Raw genomic sequence first — 22,272 nt, forward strand, 5'->3', positions numbered from 1 at the left:
GAGAGGGCAAGCGACCGGGCAGCCCGTGGATTACTTTAACTCAGCGGAAGACTTCCCGAGAACCCTGCGGGCCACGATCAACTGCTGAATCTGCTGCGTCCCCTCAAAGATGTCCAAGATCTTCGCATCTCGGGACCACTTCTCCAGCAGCGACTCCTCTGTATACCCATAAGCACCCGCCAGCTCGACGCACTTGAGGGTCACCTCAACCACCGTCCGGCCAGCCTTTGCCTTGGCCATCGACGCCTGCAAAGAATTGGGCTTACGGTTATCCGCCATCCAGGCCGACTCCAGCGTCAGCAAGTACGCAGCCTCATAATCCGCTTCCAACTGCAGGAAAGTGGCGGCCGCGGCGTGCTGGGTGAGAGCAGGGCGGTCGTAATCAACAAAGATGCCTGATTCCGTCAACACCCGGCGGGTTTCATCCAGGGCGGCGCGGGCCAGGCCGACAGCCATGGCGGCCACCAACGGGCGGGTGTTGTCGAAGGTCTGCATGACCCCCGCGAAGCCCTTTCCCGTATCAATCTCCGGAGTGCCCAGCAGGTTTTCCTTCGGTACCCGGCAGTTTTCGAAGCGCAGCACCGCCGTATCCGAAGCGCGGATGCCCAGTTTGTGTTCCACCCGCACCACTTCGAACCCCGGCGTGCCCTTCTCGACCACGAAGGACTTGATTGCCGCGCGGCCCTTGGACCGATCGAGGGTGGCCCAGACGACCACCGCATCGGCACGCTGGCCGGACGTTACGAAGATTTTTTCACCATTCAAAAGATAAGAATCACCGTCCACTGTGGCCGTGGTGGTGATGGCGGCGGAATCCGAGCCGCAGTCCGGTTCGGTGATGGCCATGGCGGCCCACAGACCGGCAAAGCGCGAGAGTTGCTCGTCCGTCGCGACGGAGCTGATTGCCGCGTTTCCCAAGCCTTGACGGGGCATCGAGAGCAACAGGCCAACATCACCCCAGCACATTTCGATGGTGCCCAGCGCGACATTCAAATTCGCCCCGTTACGGTTGCCGCTGCCCGCATCCGGGGAGCGGCGGACGCCTGCCGCACCTGCGCCGCCCTCGCCGGAGGAGTTCAGGCCGTCCAGCAAGGCCGCGAACATGTCCAATTCGGACGGATAGGTGTGCTCGGCCCGGTCGTACTTGCGGGAGATCGGACGGAACACCTCGGCCGCGGCCTGGTACGCCTGGTTGATCAGGGCACCGGCCTTCTTCGGGGTTTCCAGATTGATCATGAAAACACAGCCTTTCGCAGCAAGCGAAGCAAAGGGGTCACAGCAGGACGGCGCCTTCCATCACGCCGATCGCGCGCAGGTCGCGGTACCAGCGTTCCACCGGGTGCTCCTTCACGAATCCGTGCCCACCCAGCAGCTGCACCCCGGCATTGCCGATCTGCATTCCCTTGTCGGTGGCGAGTTTCCGGGCGAGCGCGGCCTCTCGCGCGTATTCCTTACCCTGCTCGGCGCGCGCGGCGGCGCGGAGCGTCACCAGGCGCAGGCCCTCCAGCTCGATTGCAATGTCCGCCACCGAGAACGCGACCGCCTGACGGTGGCTGATCGGCTCGCCGAATGCGGTGCGCTCGTTGACGTAAGGCACCACGTAGTCCAGCACCGCCTTGCCGACCCCGGCCGCGAGTGCTGCCCAGCCGAGCCGGGAAAGCCTTACCACTTCGGTGAAAACGTCTGCCTTGCCGCCGCCGAGCAGTGCACCGGCAGGCAGCGCGACCTTCTCCAGGTGCAGCTTTCCGGTGGCGGCGCCGCGCAAGCCCATTGCGGGCTCGGCCTCGACCGTCACCCCCGCGCTCGACGATTCCACCAGGAACAACGCCGCCCCGCGGCCTTCCAGATCGGCCGACACCAGGAACAGCTCGGCTTCCGCGGCGCGCGGGACCAGCGACTTCACGCCGTCGAGCTGGTAACCCTTCGGGGTGCGCTTCGCTTTGGTGGCGGGCTTGAACGGGTCGAACAGCGGCGTACGTTCGAGCAGGGCGAGCGCCGCGGCCGGGACCTGGTCGCCGGTGAACGCCGGGACGTAATCGGCCTGCTGCTGCTCGTCGCCCCACGCGACCAGCGCCGTGCTCACCGCCGACGGCGCCAGTACAGCCACCGCCAGCCCGAGGTCGCCGTGCGCGAGTGCCTCCGCGACCAGCGCGTTCGTGACCACCGACCGCTCGGTACCCGCGCCGCCCAGCTCCTCGGGGATGCCGACGAGGCTGATGCCCAGCTCGGCCGCGCGGCTCAGCAAACCTTCCGGCGCAGCGAGTTTCTCGTCGGCGTCGGCTGCGGCCGGGCGCAGCTGCTCGGCCGCGAACTCGCCGACCGTCTCCACGATGAGCTGCTGATCCTCGCTCGGCGTGAGGTCGAAGAGCCCGCTGCCGGCGGCCGGAGCCAGCCGGGCCGGTTCACCCAGCCGCTGGACCGACGTGAACGACCTGGTCGCCGCACCCGCCGCGCGGAAACCCGTGCGGGTGCCCGCCTTGACCAGGTTCTGCACCGGCCCGCGCAGCCCGGTCCGCTCGATCGCCTTGCTCCCGGCCAGCCGGGTGAGCGCGGCCAGGCCGAGGCCCATTGCGTCTCGTTTCCTTGGCGCAGCCATGTCGCCTCTCCCTCTGTTACCTACTCGTGAGTAGGTTAGCGTGAGATGCGCAAATCCGCCAGGCGCGGGTCACCCGGTCGTGGGGCGGCGGGCCAGCGGGGTGCGTTCGAACGCGATGAGCAGCAGGACCGCGACCGTGACGAACAGCAGCACGAGGGCCGCGGGGACGTGGTCGAAGAGCGGTGTCAGCGCGAGCAGGAGTACAGCGACGACGAGCCGCTGACGGTTCCAGCTGCCGAGGTTGCGGCGGCGCAGCGAGCTGAGCGCGACCAGGTACAGCGCGAGCCCGCCGGTGAGTGCCCACAGCGGGACGCCGTGCAGTGCGTCGGACGGGCTGTGGTGTGCGCTGTCGGACAGGGTGAGGAACGTCTTCTTCAATCCGAGCGCGACGAGCACGATGCCGGCGATGAGCGGCAGGTGCAGGTAGGTGTAGGAATCCGTGGCGATCTTGGTCCGCGCGACCCCGGTGGCGCGCGCGAGGCGGCTCTCGGCGACGTGTGCCACCAGGTCGAAGTACGTCCACCACATCCCGGCGGCCAGCGCGATCCCGCAGATCGCCGACGCGGCGACGAGCCAGGTCAGCGGCAGCTGGCCGATCCCGATGCCGATTGCCACGATCGATTCGCCGAGCGCGATGATCACGATCAGCCCGAACCGCTCCGCGAAGTGCGCGGGCGAGTTCAGCCGCCAGCCTGCCGGGCCGGACAGGTACACGTTGAGGTAGTCCACCAGCAGCGCGACGACCCACAGGACTGGCTGCCATGGCCCGCCGACCACCGCTGCAACGGCGAGCAGCGCCAGGCTCGGGACCAGCCCGCGCAACATCCGGAGAAGTACCCGGCGGAGCTCGGCGTCGTGCCGGGCGGCGCCGAGGTACGCGACCTGGTGCAGGACCCGGACGATGCCGTAGCAGACGACGAACAGCAGCGGCCCGTCGAGCCCGCCCGGCACGTCGGTGAACGCTTCCGGCACGGTGAGCGCGACCAGGAACATCACCGCCATCGCACCGAACATCGCCAGCCGGGCGATGCCGTGGTCGACGTGGATGGTGGTGCCGAGCCAGGCGTAGCTGCACCAGCACCACCACAGCACCGCCAGCACCAGCAGCCCCTCGCCGACGCCGAGCAGGCTCAGGTGCCCGGCCATCAGCTGCGTGGTCTGGGTGATGGCGTAGACGAAGACGAGGTCGAAGAAGAGCTCGATGGTCGTGACGCGGTGACCCTCGTCCGCGCGGACCAGATGCAACCGTCTCGTGGGCACGGAAAATGCTTGCACATCCGCGGGCCGGGCAGGAGGGATTCCGCGCAGAGCGTTCAGCCGAGGTCGAGCCCCAGTACCGCAAGCAGCAGGGCAGTCAGCTCCGCCTGCAGGTGCGGCCGGTTCTTGACCCGTCCGGTGCGGCTCAGGTCGTTCGCGATGGTCAGCGCCGCGTGGACCCGGATTTTCGCCTCGCGCGCGGGCAGCTCCGGGAACACGGCGGAAAGCAGCGAGACCCACTGGCCGACGTAGTCCACCTGGACGCGCCGCAGGTCGGCCTTGTCGCGGTCCGGCGTCGTCCCGCGGTCGGTGGTGAACGACACCAGCAGTTCCGGAGTGCGCAGCAGGACATGCACGTACGACGCGGCCAGGCGGCCCAGCGCTGTCCGCTCGTCGGGGGCCTGCAGGGCTTGTTCGGCGGCTACGGCGAGCCGGTCGGCTGCCCGGTGGCCGATCGCGACCATCAGCGCGACCTTGCTGGGGAAATGCCGGTACACGCTGGGTCCGGCGATGCCTGCCGCGGCGCCGATGTCTTCCATGCTCACCGCGTGGAAACCGCGTTCGCCGAACAACGTCGTCGCGGCGGTCAGGACTTGTTCGCGCCGGGATGGGGTGCCCAGGCTGGTCACCGCGGAGGGCGGCGGCTCGATCGCCGACGGCAGGGACGCGTCGAGGACAGCTTGCGCCAGCTCGACCAGCAGCGGTACGAAACGCTTGCGTGCCACCGTCGTGTGGTGCGCCGCGATGCTGCCGAACACCGACAGCGCGGCCCAGCAGAGTAGTTCGGCCTCGTCCGCGGCCAGGTCGGGGCGGATGCCGAGCAGGGCTTTCGTCCACGCGTCCAGTACCGCGGCCGAGCGACGACGGATCTCGCGGCGTTGCTCGCGCGGCAGATGCGGGCCTTCCCACCGCCACAGCGCGGCGATTTCCCGATGCTCGACCGACTGCGTCGCCAGGCCGGTGAACAGGGTGTTCAGCTGCTCGGGCAGCGGGGCGGAATCGGCGAGCGCGGCGCCGGTGATCGACTCCATGTCGTCGATCCCGGCCAGTACGACGTAGGTCAGGATCGCCTGCTTGTCGGCGAAATGCCGGTACAGCGCGGGTGCGGTGACCCCCGCCGCAGCGGCGATGTCGATGACCGAGACGCCGTGGAACCCGCGGGCGCGAAACAGCTCGGCCGCGATGGCGGCGAGCTGGGCTTTGCGGTCGCGAGGCCGCGTGCCGCGGGCGGGTTGGGTACTCATGGTGAACTCACCATAGCGCGGACCAGACCGTCGGCAACCCATTGACACCATGGGGTTCATCGGCATTATGTTAATGAGCATTAGCGTCGGCCAAGCGGTACAGTCGGCAGTAGTGTCCACCCATGCCGCTTCGCGGAGGAGTGTTTCAGTGAGTAGCGAGGCCTACATCTACGAGGCGTTGCGCACGCCCCGGGGCAAGAACAAGGGCGGTGCCCTGCACGGCACCAAGCCGGTCGACCTGGTGGCCGGCCTGATCGAGGAACTCAAGGTCCGCCACCCGAACCTCGACCCGAAGGCGATCGACGACATCGTGCTCGGCGTCGTGTCCCCGATCGGCGAGCAGGGCGCCGACATCGCGCGCACCGCCGCGCTGGTGTCCGGCCTGCCCGAGACGGTCGCGGGCGTGCAGCTGAACCGGTTCTGCGCGTCCGGCCTGGAGGCCACCAACGTCGCGGCGCAGAAGGTGCGTTCCGGCTGGGACCAGCTGATCATCGCGGGCGGCGTGGAGTCCATGTCGCGCGTGCCGATGGGTTCCGACGGCGGCGCGCTGTTCATGGACCCGGCCACGGCGTACGACCAGTACATCGTGCCGCAGGGCATCGGCGCCGACCTGATCGCGACGATGGAGGGCTTCTCCCGCGAGGACGTCGACCGGTTCGCCGTGCGTTCACAGGAGAAGGCCGAGGCGGCGTGGTCCGGCGGCTACTTCGCGAAGTCCGTGGTGCCGGTGAAGGACATCAACGGCGTCACGATCCTCGAACACGACGAGCACCGCCGTCCCGGCTCCACCGTGGAGGGCCTCGGCAAACTCAAGCCCGCCTTCACGATGATCGGCGAGATGGGCGGGTTCGACGCCGTCGCGCTCCAGAAGTACCACCAGGTCGAGAAGATCGACCACGTGCACACCGGCGGGAACTCCTCCGGCATCGTCGACGGGTCGGCTATCGTGCTGGTCGGCAGCGAGCAGGCGGGCAAGACGTTCGGCCTCACGCCGCGGGCGCGCATCGTCGCCACCGCGTCCATCGGCTCCGAGCCCACGATCATGCTCACCGGCCCGACGCCGGCCACCGAGAAGGTGTTGAAGACCGCGGGCCTCACCCCGGACGACATCGACCTGTGGGAGCTCAACGAGGCATTCGCGTCCGTCGTCCTCAAGTGGATGAAGGACCTGCACCTGCCCGAGGAGAAGGTGAACGTCAACGGCGGCGCGATCGCGATGGGCCACCCGCTCGGCGCCACCGGCGCGATGCTGGTCGGCACCGTGGTCGACGAGCTGGAACGCCGCCAGGCGCGCCGCGCGCTGGTCACCTTGTGCATCGGCGGCGGTATGGGCGTCGCGACCATCATCGAGCGGGTGTGAGGACATGACCGACACGATTCGCTGGGACAAGGACTCCGACGGCATCGTCACGCTGACCCTCGACGATCCGGACCAGTCCGCCAACACGATGAACGAGGCCTTCCGCACGTCGCTCGCGGCGACCGTGGAGCGGCTGGAGGCGGAGAAGGACGACCTCACCGGCGTGGTGATCACGTCCGCGAAGAAGACGTTCTTCGCCGGTGGCGACCTGCGTGACCTGATCCGCGTCACACCCGCGGACGCGCAGTACATGACCGAGCGCACCGGGCAGATGAAGGCCAACCTGCGCCGGCTCGAGCAGCTGGGCAAGCCGGTGGTCGCCGCCGTCAACGGCGCGGCGCTCGGCGGCGGTCTCGAGATCGCGCTCGCCACGCACCACCGCATTGCGGCCGATGCGAAGGGCAGCCAGATCGGGCTGCCCGAGGTCACCCTCGGCCTGCTGCCCGGTGGCGGCGGCGTGGTCCGCACGGTGCGGCTGCTGGGCATCCAGAACGCGCTGCTCAACGTGCTCCTGCAGGGCCAGCGGCACAAGCCGCGCAAGGCGCTGGAGCTGGGTCTGGTGCACGAGGTCGTGGACACCGTCGAGGAGCTGGTGCCCGTCGCGAAGGCGTGGATCAAGGCCAACCCCGAAGGCGGCGTGCAGCCGTGGGACGTCAAGGGGTACAAGATCCCGGGCGGCACCCCATCGAACCCGAGTTTCGCGGCGAACCTGCCCGCGTTCCCGGCGAACCTGCGCAAGCAGCTCAAGGGCGCGCCGATGCCCGCGCCGCGTGCGATCCTGTCCGCCGCGATCGAGGGATCCCAGGTGGACTTCGACACCGCGATCCAGGTCGAGACGCGGTACTTCGTGCACCTGGCCACCGGGCAGGTCGCGAAGAACATGACCAAGGCGTTCTTCTTCGACCTGCAGACGATCAACTCCGGCGGCTCGCGGCCGGACGGCTTCGAGAAGTACACCGCGCGCAAGGTCGGCGTGCTCGGCGCCGGGATGATGGGTGCCGCCATCGCTTACGTGTCCGCGAAGGCGGGCATCGACGTGGTGCTCAAGGACGTTTCGCAGGAGGCGGCCGACAAGGGCAAGGGCTACGCGGTCAAGCTCGAGGAGAAGGCGCTCTCGCGCGGGAAGACCACGCAGGAGAAGTCCGACGAGCTGCTGGCCCGGATCACGCCGACTGCCGACCCGGCCGATTTCGCGGGCGTGGACTTCGTGATCGAGGCCGTGTTCGAGAGCGTCGAGCTGAAGCACAAGGTGTTCGGCGAGATCGAGGGGGTCGTCAACGCCGACGCGGTGCTCGGGTCCAACACGTCGACGCTGCCGATCACCACGCTCGCCGAGGGCGTGAAACGGCAGGAAGACTTCATCGGGATCCACTTCTTCTCGCCGGTGGACAAGATGCCGCTGGTCGAGATCATCTGCGGGGAGAAGACGGCGCCGGCCACGCTGGCCAAGGTGTTCGACTACACGCTTCAGATCCGCAAGACCCCGATCGTCGTCAACGACAGCCGCGGGTTCTTCACGTCACGCGTGATCGGCACGTTCATCAACGAGGCGGTCGCCGCGCTGGGCGAGGGCGTCGAACCGGCGTCGATCGAGCAGGCCGGTGCGCAGGCCGGGTACCCCGCGCCGCCGCTGCAGCTGATGGACGAGCTCACGCTCACGCTGCCGCGCAAGATCCGCAAGGAGTCGCGCGCCGCGGTCGAGGCCGCGGGCGGCACGTGGACGGCGCACGCGTCGGAGGCCGTGATCGACCGGATGCTCGACGAGTACGACCGCAAGGGCCGCTCCACCGGAGCGGGCTTCTACGAGTACGACGAGAACGGCAAGCGCACGGGCCTGTGGCCGGGCCTGCGGGACGCGTTCAAGTCGGGCAGCGCGGACGTGCCGTTCGAGGATCTCAAGGAGCGCATGCTCTTCGCCGAGGCACTGGAAACGGTGAAGTGCTTCGACGAGGGCGTGCTGACTTCGGTGGCGGACGCCAATATCGGGTCGATCTTCGGGATCGGGTACCCGGCGTGGACCGGTGGGGTGATCCAGTACATCAACCAGTATCCGGGCGGGTTGCAGGGGTTTGTCGACCGGGCCCGGGAATTGGCTGCCCGGTACGGTGACCACTTCCTGCCGCCGGAGTCTTTGGTGGCGAAGGCTTCTCGGGGGGAGATTTACGAGTGATGGCGGTGGGGCCGTTCCGGGGATTTCCCGGGGCGGCCCCACCGGCTCCGTCACACGAGCGGGATACCGTCGCCCAACCAGCGCAGCCCCATCACCGCTCCGTCGTCGTCCATGGTGATGATCCCGTTCCAGTCTTCCTGAATCCGCTCGACACGCTGTGCCCACGCTGTCCGGACTGCGGGCAGCTGATCCTCGTAGCCTTTGGTGTCCTGTGCCGCGAGTATGGTGTGCAGACGCGCGGGCATCGCCGAGAACACCTCTACCCGCTTGCTTTCGAACCGGAAAATGTGATCGGTGCCGACCAGATTTACTCCGCCGAGCGTAACCCGGACGTCGCATTCGGCGTTCAGCGCGTGCTGAGACCGATCACGCCCCAACCGGAGTTGCTGCCGCCGCGTAAGGTACTGGTCTGCGTGATCGCGATCCCCCACGAACGTGAGTAGTGCGGCCGCCGCGCTTCGGACCAGTACTCGGGAAAACCACTCGTACCGATCCGGCTTGAGGTGAAAGCCGGGGCGGCTCCGGTGCTCGCCGGTTTGGCTCTGCGTAGCGATGTCCGGGTAGAAGTTCTCCTCCGTCACCGGTCCGTGCAGGACTGGCAATGGCTGGCCCGGAATGGCTAGTTCACTTTCCCCCGGCGGATCAAGCAGCCGGATTTCGATTCCGCCTTCGGACGCGAACGCAGCTGACATCAGGAGGCTCGGCGCAGGTGTATCCGTTGCGCCGAGCGCGATCGCGTGTACTCGCTCGGCGGACTTGACCAGCTGGTCGTACTGCAGGGCCGCCCGGCCGTGGGAACCTCGTCCGTCGACGACCACGAGGAGCAGCGGCTGTCCTGCTCGCCTCCCGACAAGGAAATAGCCAGGTCGTTGGCGGGCAGTGCCCTTCACCGCAGTGTTCTGGCCGCGCAATGTCCAGCCTGCGTCGAGAGCAAGGTCGATGTCGACCGCTTCGAAGCGGTAACCCGGATGCCGTTTCCGCAGGATCCGCTGCGCTGCGGCGACGGCGAAAGCGATGCCGAGATCTTGTGCCTGAACACTCAGCCGGTGGTATTTGGCGTTCTTTCCGTCGTAGGACCGAGTCATTCGGTTGCCCGCGGCCAGCAAAGTCGTCAGATAGCGCAGGCAGTTCCAGTGCTGAGAGAGCCCGCGAGACGGGTTCTGCCCCGACAATGCGGTAGCCCGGCCGAATGTCTGCAGCAGCTCCCAAGGGGTGATGTCGAAGCCGTTGGAGTGCTCGTTCCGCGAGACGGGATCGAGGGAGCTTTTCCGCAGGGGGAGGGCACGTTCTTCCTTTTTCAGCTGCTCGTCACGCTTCGCCGCTTGTCTCCGCACTTGGCGGGCAAGATCATCGGTGGACTGGATCGCCACCCATGACCGCTGGGTGAGCTGCCTCAAAGCACCTTCGAACACCACGATCGTCCGCCCCTCATGTCAGTGGTTTGCCCACAGCGTCTTCCAGCCCACCGGACCTGTCGCCGGTTGTCTGCCGCTGATAGGTGGAAGGCTCGTGACCGTGAAAGCAACGGTCTGTGATCACCGCTGTGGAACCACCCGAACGGCCGCTTGCCAAGCAACTCTGCCCGAAAGTTCCCGTGGCATCGGCACAAACGCGGGACCCCTCCCGCTCCCGCATGGGAAACTGCGGCATGGAACAGACCACCGCGGAGGGGGAGCGGCTCGCGTTTGCCGGGGCTGATCGGCTGGTCAAGCTCATCGGGGCGCTCTACCAGCGGCCTCGGGTCGGTGATCGGCCGCGGGAGTTGCGGGATGACGGCGAGTGGCGGCCCGGGTATCACCGCGAGCGGACCGGGCGGCGTGGGTTGCCGATGGTGTGCCTCGTCGGCGATGCGCGCGAGGGCGTGCTCGAGGAGCTCGGTTCCCGGCTGCGGCGGGCAAAACCCGACGGGACCGTGCGATTCGCTTACCTGTCTCTCGATGAGTTTCCCGACACCGACACCACCGGCGACGCCACCGACGCGAGTGTCGAGGCTGTGCGCGAAATCCTGTGGCACACCCGGAACACGCTGCTCCGCAGTCCTCGCACGCGGGGTAGCCGGTTGCGGTTCGGCCTGTTCACGCTGGTCGACCAGCTCATGGCGAAGCGGTTTCCGCCCGACGACAGCGATCCCGAGCGCACCCTCCTTCGCGAACTGCAGGAGAACGGTCTCCTGATCCGCTTCCGCTCGACGCTCGACAACGTGAGCCGCGAGCTCGTACCGCAGCATCCGACCTGGCGCTTTCCCTTGCTGGTGCTGCGGTTGCTGACCCTCGCGACGTTCCGGCTCGCGGTGACCGGCCGCGTGCCGGGGCTGTCCGGGCGGTACCGCTGGTTCCTGCGCCAGCCGCATCTCGCGCCGGAGATGTCCGGCAGTTTCGTGCGCTTCGCCTTGCGGCTCACCGACGGCGAATGGCAGAACGAATCGCCGGAATTCGTTGCGCGGCTGCTGGTCAACGCGTTCCTCGAAGACCTGCGCCGCGCGTATACCGTGCGGCCGTGGCAGTTCTGGCGCCGTCGCCGGATGACGTACCCGGTGCTGTTGCTCGACGAAGTGGGTACCGCCAATGGGGGGTACCGGCTGCTGAAGCTGATCAACGACGTCCGCAACCAGGTCGGGCTCTTCGACCCGCTGCTCGTGGTCAGCGCGAGCCAGGCGCCGCCGCCGGATGACGCGCCGAACGTCACGCGGCCGAAGTACCACGCCACGGACGCGGCCGACGCGTATCGGGCCTGGCAGAACGCGCTCGGCGCAGACCGGCGCGCCCGCCGGCCGACCGCGTGGTACCTGCCGATCGGGCTCGACCGTCCGCAGACCGAGGGCGGCAAAGCCGAGGTGCGCAAGCGGATGATGGCCCTCGGCGACACGTACGACCTGCCCCGGCGGCAGGCCCGTCCGGCCTGGTGGGCCACCCGCTGGGTACGGGCCGGGGTGCCCGCGCTGATCCTCCTGCTGGTCGCGGGCTTTCTCGTGGTGCGCGACCAAGGCTTCCGCGCCAGTCACTGCGGTACCACCAGCGAGTGGCTGACCTGGACCGGCACCGAATGCGTCGGGATGTCGGACGGGACGTTCACACTCTTCCAGCCTGCCGACGACACCATCCGCCAGGTCGAATCGGTGATCGCCGACCAGAACCGGCGCGCCGCGGAACTGCATGCAGCCCATCCGGAGCGGCCGTACATCACGTTGGTCGACCTGGAGGCGCTGACGTCGTCGAACGGGACGTCCGAAGGGCTCACTGCGGAACGCGAGTCGCTGGAAGGCTTTGCCGTCGCGCAGTTGCGGCAGCTCAACGCGACCGCGACGGCCGAGCCGATCGTGCGGATGCTGATCGCCAACGCCGGGCTCGGCATGCGGCAAGGCGTGGCGGTCGCGCGGCAGTTGCGCCGGATGGCGCAGGAGGACCCGAGCATCGTCGGCGTGGTCGGGCTCGACATGAGCAGCGAGCCGACGTTCGAGACGATCCGTGCGCTCGGCGACGCGGGCATCCCGGTGGTCGCGTCCACGCTCACGGCCGACCAGCTCGCCGACCAGAACCCGATCTATTTCCAGGTCGCGCCACAGAACCGGCGTGAGGCGGCCGTCGCCGCGGCGTTCACTGCCCAGCAACCCGGGCCGCGCACCGTGCGCGTGTACTACTCCGACGACGACGCCGATACGTACAGCACCAACCTCCGCGACGATCTGCTGAAGTCGTACAAAGAGCGGGGCTTTGCCGTCGAAGCACGCGCGTTTGGGCCGGATGGCGGACAGGTCGCGCCGCCTTCGCACGTGCGGTACGGCGACCGGATCGTCGGCAACGCGGCAGCCGCTGGCCGGGATACCTGCTCCTACAACGGGTTCGCATTCTTCGCCGGTCGCGGGGTACCCGATTTCGGTGATTTCCTCGCCGGGGCAGCACAATGCGGCAGCACTGCGACGATCATCGGCGACGACGACGTCTCGCGATTCGTCGCGGATTCCGTGGCGCGGGAACAGAATCGCGCGCTGCCGTACTATTATCTGTCGCTCGCGAGCGAGCCTGCCACCGAGGCGAAAGGCCTCGCGCGCGACTTCTACACCACGCTCAACCGCACGCTGTTCCCGTTCGAGCAGACGGCACGCGGCCGTTCCTTCGACGGGCATGCGGCGCTGTCATACGACGCTGCGCTCGTGATGATCACCGCGACGGCGTACCTGCGCGAGACGTCGGCGGACATCCCGGTGACACCCGGCGCGGTCTGGCGCGAGATCACGGCGATCCACACTTCGCGGCCGGATGCCAACCAGACCAACAAATACATCGAGGGAGTCACCGGAACCATCGACTACGGCGGCGACATCGGCCGCAACGTGCCGGAGAACAAGCCGGTCGCGGTGCTGCGGGTGGAAGGCGGGGAGGTCGACGCAGCGCTGCACGGCTTCTGCGGTAAGGCAGTGGTCCATTCGTCCGATCCCTGGTGCCCGGCGGACGGCTGAGCGCGGGGCGTTCGGCCTGAATTCTCCCGAATGTCACCGGGTCCGGCTAGGGTCGCGGCCATGCGCCGTCGTGTCACGGTGGTTCTCGCCACCATTCTGCTCAGCTCCAGTCTTATTCCGACAACGTTGTCATCGGCCGCGGTGGCCGACCCGGTCGCGTCCGTCGATCCGCTGATCGGCTCGGCAGGCGACGGCAACACGTACCCGGGAGCGACCGCGCCGTTCGGCATGCTCGCGTGGAGCCCCACCAGCACCCGCGGCGACCAGACCAGCACCGGCGCGGCCAATGGCTACCAGTACAACACCACGCGGCTACGCGGTTTCAGCCTCACGCACGTGAACGGTGCGGGCTGCAATCCCGGCGCCGCGGGGGACGTACCGATCATGCCGTACGCCGGTGACGTCACGTCGTCGCCGACTGCGGACACCAAAGATGCCGTGTACGCCAGCGATTTCCGCCACGCGGACGAGCAGGCGACGCCTGGGCGGTACCGGCTTGGCCTCGCGAACGGCGTGACCACGGACTTCGCCGCTTCCGAGCGCACGGCGATCGGCCGCCTGGCGTTCCCGGTGGACAAGCCGGCGAACCTGTTGTTCCGCACGTCGAATTCGCTCAATGGCAGCGAGGACGCCGAGACGCACATCGATCCGGCGCGCCGCCAGGTGACCGGGTCGGTGCTCACCGGCGCGTTCTGCGGACGGCGCGCCAACGGCGGGGTCAACAACCGAAAGAGCTACTACCGCCTGCATTTCACCGCGCAGTTCGACCAGCCGTTCACCGGAAACGGGACCTGGCGTGACGGCACTCTGCAGCCGGGCGGTCGTGACCAGAGCGGCGGCGAGGGGTACGCGACCGGCAAGGACCGTGCCGGTCGCGGGTCCGGTGGCTGGGTCGGATTCGCGCCGGGCAGCCAGGTCACGATGCGGATCGCGATCTCGTACGTCTCCCTCGACGGCGCCGAGCGGAACCTGCGCGCGGAGCAGCCGCCGCGGTCCACTGTGGACTCCATTGCGGGCGGGACCCGCCGGGCCTGGAACTCCGAGCTGAACCGCGTGCGCATCGGCGGCGGTACACCCGATCAGCGCACCGTGTTCTACACCGCGCTGTACCACTCGCTGCAGCAGCCGAACCTGGTCAGCGACGTCGACGGGCAGTATCTCGGCATGGATCGCGTACCGCATCGGCTCGAACGCGGCCAGGACGCGCAGTACAGCAATTTCTCCGGCTGGGACCAGTATCGCGCGCAAATCCAGCTGCTCGCGTTGGTGAAGCCGCGGGTGGCCGGGAACTTCGCGCAGTCGTTGTTCAACTACGCCAAGCAAAACGACGGGGTCTGGGACCGCTGGGTACACGTGAACGGCGCGACGCATGTCATGACCGGCGACCCGTCGGCCGCAACGCTCGCGACTTTCTACGCCATGGGGGTACGCAACTTCGACTACCGCGGCGCCTTCGATTCACTGTACGCGCAAGCGACGGTGCCGCGGCCGGAAGGCTTGCCGGACGCGGGATGCCCGGGTCAATGCGTCGGTCAGCGGCCAAATCTCGCGCAATATCTCCAATCGCACTACGCGGCCAACGACGGGTGCCACTGCTGGGGCGGCGGAGCTGAGACGCTGGAGGACTCGATCGCCGACTACGCGCTCGGTCAATGGGCGGCGCAATTGGGCCGTACCAAGGAAGCCGCCGAGTTGAACGCGCGCGGCGGCTACTGGCGGAACGTCTTCAACCCCGCAACCGGATACATGCAGGCGCGCAACCTCGACGGCTCCTGGGTCACCCCGTTCGACCCGGCGAGCGACCGCGGCTTCGCCCAGGGCAGCGCGGCGGCGTACACCTGGCTGGTGCCGCAGGACGTGTCCGGGCTCGCGGAAGCCATGGGCGGCAAGGAAACCGCTGCGAAACGGCTCGACGGATTCTTCCACGACGCGGCCGGGAACTGGCAGCTCCGCGGCGGCGGCCCGCTGAAGTACGACCCGACGAACGAGCCCGACATCCATGCGCCGTGGCTGTACAACGAGCTCGGCCGTCCGTGGCAGACGCAGGAAACGGTGCGGCAGATCGTGGACACGGTGTACACGACGGGTCCGTCCGGGCTGCCCGGCAACGACGACCTCGGCACCATGTCGGCGTGGTACGTCTTCAGCGCGCTCGGCCTCTACCCGCGCACGCCGGGCTCGGGCGAGATGCTGCTGTCGAGCCCGCTGTTCCCGCGCGCCGTGGTGCGTTCCGACAGCGGTGCGGTGCTGTCGATCAACGGACACGGCTCGGGTAAGTACGTGCAGTCGGTGTGGCGCAACGGCTTTCCGCAGCGGGATTGGAAAGTACCGGCGTCGCTGACCCGTTACGGCGGACAGCTGGACTTCGTGCTCACCGGCGTTGCTCCGAATGGAGCAGCCGGAAACGTCTGATCGATCACGCCCCGTCCTTTCCGGGTGATCCGGCCGGTACCGTGCAAATCCGGTACGGCATACGGGAGGCGGGGACGTGATGGCGCGGGCGATCGTCGGGGTACTGGCCTCCTGCGGGCTGGTCGCGTCGTTCATGCAGACGCTGGTCATCCCGCTGATCCCGGCGTTCCCGCGGCTGCTCGGCACGACGCCGGCGGACGCGTCGTGGGTGATCACCGTCACGTTGCTCGCCGGGGCGGTGATCACGCCGGTCAGCGGGCGGCTCGGCGACCTCTACGGCAAGCGGCGGATGCTGCTCGTCAGTCTCGGGGCGCTGGTCACCGGCTCGGTCGTGTCGGCGCTCACCAGTTCCCTCGCGCTGATGGTCGTCGGCCGCGGGCTGCAGGGATGCGCGATGGGCGTGATCCCGCTCGGGATCAGCATCATGCGCGACGAACTGCCCGCCGAACGCGTGAGCGGTGCGGTTTCCCTGATGAGCGCGACCCTCGGCGTCGGCGGCGCGATCGGGCTGCCGCTCGCGGCCGTGGTGGCCGAGCACACCGACTGGCACGTGCTGTTCTGGGGCTCGGCCGCGCTCGGCGTCATGTGCGCACTGCTGATCCTGAGGTACGTCCCGGAGTCGCCGGTTCGCACACCTGCGCCGTTCGACTACCTCGGCACGCTCGGCCTGATCGTGGGGCTCACGAGCTTCCTGCTGCCGATCGTGAAGGGCGGCGAATGGGGCTGGGGCAGCCCGGCGACGCTGGGATTCGCCGGGTTTTCGGTCGTCGTGCTCATCGGCTGGGGCTGGTATCAGCTGCGTCGTCGCGACCCGCTGGTGGACCTGCGGGTGTCCGCGCGCAGGCCGGTGCTGTTCACGAATCTCGCGTCGATCATGGTCGGCTTCGCGATGTACGCGATGTCGCTTTCGTTCCCGCAGTTGCTGCAAGCGCCGTCGGTGACCGGGTACGGACTCGGGCTCACGATGGTGCAAACCGGTCTGTGCCTCGCGCCGAACGGGCTGGTGATGATGGCGCTCTCGCCGGTGTCCGCGCGCTTGACCAACCGCTACGGCGCCCGTGCCACGCTGATGACCGGAACAGCGGTGGTCGCGGTCGGGTACGGGTTCGCGATTTTCCTGATGGACAACGCCTTCGAGCTTGTCATTGCATCCGTGATCATCGGTGCCGGGATCGGGATTGCTTACGCGGCAATGCCGGCGCTGATCATGAGCGCGGTCCCGGTGACGGAAACGGCGTCGGCGAACGGCCTCAACTCGCTCATGCGCTCGGTCGGCACGTCGACGTCGAGCGCAGTCATGGCGACGATGCTGGCGCACCTGACGATCACCGTGGGCGCGCTGACGGTGCCGTCGCTGGCCGGTTTCCGCACGACGTTCGCGGTGGCCGCGGTTGCCGCGCTCGCCGGGCTGGCGCTGACCGCGGTGGTGCCGCGGGTCCGTGCCGACGCTCCGCAGCTGGCGCGCGCGTAGCTCACATCAGGGGCGGCACCGCGGCATCGATCAAGTGCGGCCCCGGTTCCGCGATCGCCCGCTGGAACTGCTCCGCCAGCTCCTCCGCCGTCGTCGCCCGGGTGGCCGGGACGCCCATGCCCTCGGCGATCTTCACGAAATCCAGGTCCGGACGGCCGATGTCCAGCAGGTCCTTCGCGCGCGGGCCGTCGCCTTCGGCGCCGACGCGCTGGAGCTCCATCCGCAGGATCGCGTACGCGTTGTTGTTGAGCACCACCGTGGTCACGTCGAGGTTTTCGCGGGCTTGGGTCCACAGCGCGGAAATTGTGTACATCGCGCTGCCGTCGGCTTCGAGGTTGATCACCGGACGGCGCGGGGCGGCGATCGCAGCGCCGACGGCCACCGGCATGCCGTAACCGATGGCGCCGCCGGTGATGGCGAGCACGTCGTGCCGGGGCGCGCCGGCCGTGGCGGCGGGCAGGAGGAGACCTGAGGTATTGGCCTCGTCCACGATGATCGCGTTCTCCGGCAGCAGCGCGCCGATCACCTCGACCCAGTTCTGCACCGTCAGCGGACCGCTGGGCAGCGCCGGGCGGCCGGGCTCCTGCAGCACCGGCTCGGTGTCCGCGGCGACGAGCGCGGCGACCGCTTCCAGCGCAGCGGGCACGTCCTGGCCGACTGTGGCGAGCACGTGTACCTGCGCGCCTTCGGGGGTGAGCTCGCTCGGCATCCCGGGGTACGCGAAGAACGACACCGGCGCCTTCGTACCCGCGACGATCAGGTGCTTGATGCCGTCGAGCTGGTACTTCGCCTGCTCCGCGAGGTACCCCAGCCGCTCGAGGTTCGGCAGCCCGGCGCCACGCTCCATCCGCGAAGGGAAGGTCTCGGCCAACGCCTTCGCGCCAGTGGCCGTGACAATGCGGCTGGTGGCCCGTAAACCTGCTTCGCGGCAAGCAGTTCCACCGATCAGCAGCGCTACCGGCTCACCGCTGCGCAGTACGTCCGCGACGTTCTTCACCGTCGTCGCGTCGACTGTCTGCGGCGCGCGCGGCGGGATCGGCGCGCACGTTTCGCCGCCTTCGCCCCACGACGCGTCGGCAGGGAGGATCAGTGTTGCGACTCGACCAGGGGCGTCTTGTGCCGCTGCTACCGCGGCAGCGCCGTCCGCTCCCACGTCTTTCGGGTGCTCAGTCCGCCGTACCCAGCCTTCGAGCGCGCTCGCGATGGCGTCGATGTCTGACTCCAGGGGCGCGTCGTACTGCTTGTGGTACGTCGCGTGGTCGCCGATCACGTTCACCACCGGCGTGTGCGCGCGCCGGGCGTTGTGCAGGTTCGCGAAGCCGTTGCCGAGCCCGGGCCCGAGGTGCAGCAGCGTCGCCGCGGGTTTGCCGGCGATCCGCGCGTACCCGTCCGCGGCACCGGTGACGACGCCCTCGAACAGCGCGAGCACCCCGCGCATCTCCGGCACCGAATCGAGCGCGGCGACGAAGTGCATCTCCGACGTGCCGGGGTTCGAGAAGCACACGTCGACGCCACTGTCGACGAGCGTGCGGATCAGGGACTGGGCGCCGTTGAGCGTGCTCACTGTGCTCACTTTCCGGTCGGGGCGAAGAGGACGCCGGGGTTGAGGATTCCGGCCGGGTCGAAGCTGTTCTTGAGCCGGTGCAGGAGATCGAGCTTCACCGGGTCCTCGAGCTGGGCGTGGTATTTCGTCTTCGTGCGGCCGAGGCCGTGCTCGCCGGAAATGGCGCCGCCGAGCTCGATCGCGTACCCGAAGATGTCGGTGAGCAGCTGCGTGCGCGTGTCCGGGTCCTTGCAGAAGATCGCGAGGTGGACGTTGCCGTCCCCGGCGTGCCCGCAGCCGATCGCCCCGCCACCGGCGGCCATCGCGAGCTCACGGGCGCGGGCCAGGAACGGCGGCATCGCGGTGCGCGGCACGACCACGTCGATCACGTCGTCCGCACCGGCCGATTTGGCGTTCCAGAAGGCTTTTTCGCGGGCTTCGATGAGCTTGCGGGCGGCGCCGCCTTCGAGCACGTACGCGTCGATCGCGCCGAGCTCGGTGAGCAGCCCGCCGAGCTCCTCGACGTCCTCGCCGAGCCGCTCGGCCACCCGGTTTTCCAGCGCCACGGCCAGATACGCCTGGGTCCGGTCGCGGATTTCCGCCGGGACGCCCAGTTCGAGGTTGTCGTTGTAGACCATCGCGGCCATGGTGAGGTTGTCGATGTACTCGAGGATCTGCGGGGCCAGGCCGCTCGCCGCGATCCGCGGTACGGCCGCCATCACCTGGCCGAAATCGTCGAACGGGGCGAGCACGGTGGCGCCGTGCGGCAGCCGCGGCTGCAGTTTCACGATCACCTCGGTGACCAGCGCGAGCGTGCCTTCCGAGCCGATGATCAGCTGGGTGAGGTCGTACCCGCTGGAAATCTTGGACATCCGGCCGCCGGTGCGGATGATCTCGCCGGTGGCGAGCACGGCCTGCAGGCCGGAGACATTGCCGCGGGTGACGCCGTAACGGATCGCCCGCATCCCGCCCGCGTTGGTCCCGACGGTGCCGCCGACGCTCGCGCTCAGCTCGCCGGGGTAGACCGGGTACGTGAGGCCGTGCTCGGCGGTCTTGGCGTCCAGTTCGGCCAGGGTGACCCCGGGCTGTACCACGGCGACGTGGTTGCCGGTGTCGATTTCGAGGACAGCGTTCATCCGCTCGAAGGACACGAGCAGACCGCCCTCGACCGGCCGGGCGGCGGCGGACAGCCCACTCCCGGACCCTCGCGCGGTCACCGGCAGGCCTTCTTCGGCGGCGATCTTCAGCAGCGCGGCGACCTCTTCGGCAGACGCGGGTTTCGCCACGTACGCAGGCTTTTGCCCCGGGGTGCTCAGCGCCTCGTCGTGCGCGTAGTCGTCGGAGATCGCCTCGCCGGTCAGCAGGTTCCCGGCTCCGACGGCATCCGCCAGCCGCGCTCCGATCTCACCCATGCCACGCCACTCCTTGCCACTCCTTCATGCGCCCGTACGTCGTGGCCGAAGCCTAGCCGTTCCGGTGCGGAGGTGGCCATGAATGGGTTTCACCTTTCGGGCTCGGGTCGTTCAGCCCGGGCAGGGGCCGGCCCGCGCCAACAGGCCGGCCCCCGGTGAATCCTTGCGGTGCCGGTCAGACGAGCCAGCCGAGCACGTGCGCCAGGTGCGCGAGCAGACCCGAGACCAGGTCGTGGCCGTGGTGCACGTGCTGGGTGAACATCTGCATGGAGGGGCTCCTGTTCGGATTGTTTTTCGATGATGCCCTCGCGAGGAGCGAACGCAGAGTTCCACCGGCGTACCCGGGGTGTCAAAGAGCCGGATTTCCCTGTGCGGGCACGGAATCGGCGACGGAGAATCTTCCCATGCTAAACGCGTAAGGCTTTCGGGTTTGCCGCCGGGGTGTCGCGGCGGGCCGATCGCCACGGCTAGTGGTTATCGGCGGGCGCGATCACCGTCGGTAGCAGAAGCCCGTTGCGGCAACCGGGCGGCGCGGTCGTCTCGAACCGGTGAAAGGGGTGCCACGATCGGTGAGTTGCCGAGGTTCACGCCACCGGGTGATCACCGGGGCGGGAAAGCCCACGGCAGGATCGCGACCCGCGCGGGCCCGCGGAGGTCTTCGGCGGCGGGTCGCACGTCGGCGACCCGGCTGAGCAGGTCGAGGTCGTCGGCAAGGATGTCGTTGAGCCTGGTCAGGGTTTCCCCGTCGCGGCTGACCAGGAACGTGCTGTCGCCGTTGACGCTCGACGACGAGGACACCGCGAACGTGCCGCGCGAAAGCTCCGGGCGATTCGCCCCGGACCAGCCGTTGTACTCGACCAGCAGCGCGTGCGGCCCGAGGGCGAACGCGGCGACGACGTGGTGGGCGAAGGCGTCCTCGTGGATGGAGCGGCGGAGGAGTTCCGCCCAGGTTGAGGTGGAGATTTCGCTGTCGTCGGCACCGAAACGGCGCAAGGCCTCGTCCGGATCGACGTCGTGGATCACGGTCACGCAGTACGGGAAGTACTCGCTGCCCAAGCCTTCCTGCAGCCAGCCGACCGGCTCGCCGTCGGCGGGCTCCCGATCCCCGACGAGCCGCGAGTCGGTCCAGAGCACCTCGTCGCCGGGGCCGACGAGGGTCACCGCCCAGCCGGTCGTTCCGTTCTCGTCGAGGAACCGCCAGGTCAGCCAGGTGTCCGGACGGTCGAGGGCCTGCGCGGCGGCGGGCGGGATCGTGAAGACACCGGCCGCTGTGCCGGCGATTTTCGTCTTGCAGATCAGCGCCCCGGTGGCGGCTTCCCGGTGCACGGTGCGTTTGCCGCTGCTCGATTCGAGGAACCGGCGGCTGTGGATTTCGGCCACCGGCGCCCGGTCGCCGAGCGAGTACGGCTCCACCGGGCCTTTGCGCAGGCTGTACAGCGGGAAGCCGTGGTCGTAGAACATGCCGTCGCCCTCGTCGGTGACCGCGAACGACGAGTAGATCTGCACTGGCAGGTCACCGCGCCAGACCACCTGCCGATCCTGGTACACGGCAAGGACGCCCGGCAGTTCGAACCGGAGCGTGCCGGGCGCGCCTGCGGTCCAGGTGGTCGCGCCGTCCTCGTCGCTGATCACGGCGCGACCATCGGCGTCGTAGCGCAGCGCCCACCGGCCCGACGGAGACCGGAGCGGGTCGGTCAGCGTGGCGAACGGGCGCAGCATGGTCGGGCTCCCCAGGGTTCCGGCGGGCGATCTGCGCGGAACGCTAAGCGCGGCGCCGGAATCCTGGGGCCCGGATCGGCCGGGCTTTCCTGCGTGGGCCGCAGGATTGCCCTTTCAGCCCTTCATGTTCATTCAGCGCGCGCGAAAGACAGCGTTTCGCCTTCGACGCCGCGTAACCACAGGTCTTGCGCCGCCTCGGCCATGGCGGACAGGCCTTCTTCGATGGTCGCGAAGACGTTGCCTGGTACCCAGCCTGCGTCACCGTTGATCAGCAGGTTGTTACGGCCGTAGAAGATCGCGAGGTCGGTGGCGCCTTGGTCGCTGTGTGCTTCGCTGTCTTCGTCGTAGCCGTACGCCGGGTTGCCGATTTCCCATGCCTCGAACCCGAAGTACACGACGTCGCCCGGAATCGGTGTGATGGTCGGGTTCTCGCGCCCTGGCTTGGGTTCTGCGAAGGGCGGTACGAGCGTGTACACCTCGTTGCGCGCGTACTTCGCGTGGTACGCCGAACCGCTTTGCGGCAGCGCGTCCCATACCGCCTTACAGGTGCGCGGTGCCTCTTCGTCGAGCAGGCGTGCGCGACAGGAGACGCCACGCTTGTCGAGGGTGATGGTGATGTAGCGCGCCATGCT

The 22,272-nt window shown here is 68.5% G+C and carries 14 protein-coding genes; 5 read left to right on the forward strand and 9 right to left on the reverse strand.

Annotation, left to right across the window (positions count from 1 at the left end; all coding sequences use genetic code 11):
- Nucleotides 1–30: 30 nt before the first annotated feature.
- The 4 genes from OO71_RS33120 to OO71_RS33135 all read right to left on the reverse strand — a co-directional run bounded on the left by OO71_RS33120 (nt 31) and on the right by OO71_RS33135 (nt 5,097).
- Nucleotides 31–1,236 (reverse strand): acyl-CoA dehydrogenase family protein, encoded by a 1,206-nt coding sequence (locus OO71_RS33120; RefSeq protein ID WP_033293876.1) that lies wholly within the window; start codon nt 1,234–1,236, stop codon nt 31–33.
- Nucleotides 1,237–1,273: 37 nt separating this feature from the next.
- Entirely contained in the window at nt 1,274–2,569 is a 1,296-nt protein-coding gene (locus tag OO71_RS33125; protein ID WP_033293877.1) for an acyl-CoA dehydrogenase family protein, read from the reverse strand.
- A 96-nt stretch (nt 2,570–2,665) separates the two neighbouring features.
- Complete coding sequence (locus OO71_RS33130) at nt 2,666–3,856, reverse strand: low temperature requirement protein A (protein ID WP_033293955.1); 1,191 nt, start codon at nt 3,854–3,856, stop codon at nt 2,666–2,668.
- A gap of 53 nt (nt 3,857–3,909) precedes the next feature.
- Nucleotides 3,910–5,097 carry a TetR/AcrR family transcriptional regulator gene (locus OO71_RS33135; RefSeq protein ID WP_033293878.1) on the reverse strand — a complete coding sequence of 396 codons (1,188 nt, stop codon included), beginning with the start codon at nt 5,095–5,097 and terminating at the stop codon, nt 3,910–3,912.
- A 148-nt stretch (nt 5,098–5,245) separates the two neighbouring features.
- Between OO71_RS33135 and OO71_RS33140 the strand changes: the two genes are divergently transcribed.
- Both OO71_RS33140 and OO71_RS33145 read left to right on the forward strand, forming a co-directional pair.
- Nucleotides 5,246–6,457 (forward strand): acetyl-CoA C-acetyltransferase, encoded by a 1,212-nt coding sequence (locus OO71_RS33140; protein ID WP_033293879.1) that lies wholly within the window; start codon nt 5,246–5,248, stop codon nt 6,455–6,457.
- A gap of 4 nt (nt 6,458–6,461) precedes the next feature.
- On the forward strand, nt 6,462–8,627 hold the full coding sequence (locus OO71_RS33145; RefSeq protein ID WP_033293880.1) for a 3-hydroxyacyl-CoA dehydrogenase NAD-binding domain-containing protein: 2,166 nt from the start codon (nt 6,462–6,464) through the stop codon (nt 8,625–8,627).
- Between the two features lie 50 nt (nt 8,628–8,677).
- On the opposite strand, the gene OO71_RS33150 is transcribed toward OO71_RS33145, so the two are convergent.
- A complete protein-coding gene (locus OO71_RS33150) occupies nt 8,678–10,024 on the reverse strand; it encodes a hypothetical protein (protein WP_156096670.1) in 1,347 nt (448 codons plus the stop codon).
- 251 nt (nt 10,025–10,275) lie between these two features.
- Here OO71_RS33150 and OO71_RS33155 point away from each other — a divergent pair, with 251 nt between their 5' ends.
- The 3 genes from OO71_RS33155 (at nt 10,276) to OO71_RS33165 (ending at nt 16,966) form a co-directional block, all read left to right on the forward strand.
- Entirely contained in the window at nt 10,276–13,083 is a 2,808-nt protein-coding gene (locus tag OO71_RS33155; RefSeq protein ID WP_033293882.1) for an ABC transporter substrate-binding protein, read from the forward strand.
- 60 nt (nt 13,084–13,143) lie between these two features.
- Nucleotides 13,144–15,495 (forward strand): GH92 family glycosyl hydrolase, encoded by a 2,352-nt coding sequence (locus tag OO71_RS33160; RefSeq protein WP_051792529.1) that lies wholly within the window; start codon nt 13,144–13,146, stop codon nt 15,493–15,495.
- 79 nt (nt 15,496–15,574) lie between these two features.
- Complete coding sequence (locus tag OO71_RS33165) at nt 15,575–16,966, forward strand: MFS transporter (protein ID WP_033293883.1); 1,392 nt, start codon at nt 15,575–15,577, stop codon at nt 16,964–16,966.
- Nucleotide 16,967: 1 nt separating this feature from the next.
- Here OO71_RS33165 and OO71_RS33170 read toward each other — a convergent pair whose 3' ends face one another.
- The 4 genes from OO71_RS33170 to OO71_RS33185 all read right to left on the reverse strand — a co-directional run bounded on the left by OO71_RS33170 (nt 16,968) and on the right by OO71_RS33185 (nt 22,269).
- Complete coding sequence (locus tag OO71_RS33170) at nt 16,968–18,530, reverse strand: acetolactate synthase large subunit (RefSeq protein WP_033293884.1); 1,563 nt, start codon at nt 18,528–18,530, stop codon at nt 16,968–16,970.
- 5 nt (nt 18,531–18,535) lie between these two features.
- Complete coding sequence (locus OO71_RS33175; RefSeq protein ID WP_033293885.1) at nt 18,536–19,921, reverse strand: FAD-binding oxidoreductase; 1,386 nt, start codon at nt 19,919–19,921, stop codon at nt 18,536–18,538.
- Between the two features lie 600 nt (nt 19,922–20,521).
- Nucleotides 20,522–21,640: a DUF6461 domain-containing protein gene (locus OO71_RS33180; RefSeq protein ID WP_033293886.1), complete on the reverse strand. Its 1,119-nt coding sequence runs from the start codon at nt 21,638–21,640 to the stop codon at nt 20,522–20,524.
- Nucleotides 21,641–21,768: 128 nt separating this feature from the next.
- Nucleotides 21,769–22,269 carry a DUF3830 family protein gene (locus OO71_RS33185; protein ID WP_033293887.1) on the reverse strand — a complete coding sequence of 167 codons (501 nt, stop codon included), beginning with the start codon at nt 22,267–22,269 and terminating at the stop codon, nt 21,769–21,771.
- Nucleotides 22,270–22,272 lie beyond the last annotated feature (3 nt).

The sequence above is a fragment of the Amycolatopsis jejuensis genome (assembly GCF_000717335.1).
GTDB classification, from domain to species: domain Bacteria; phylum Actinomycetota; class Actinomycetes; order Mycobacteriales; family Pseudonocardiaceae; genus Amycolatopsis; species Amycolatopsis jejuensis.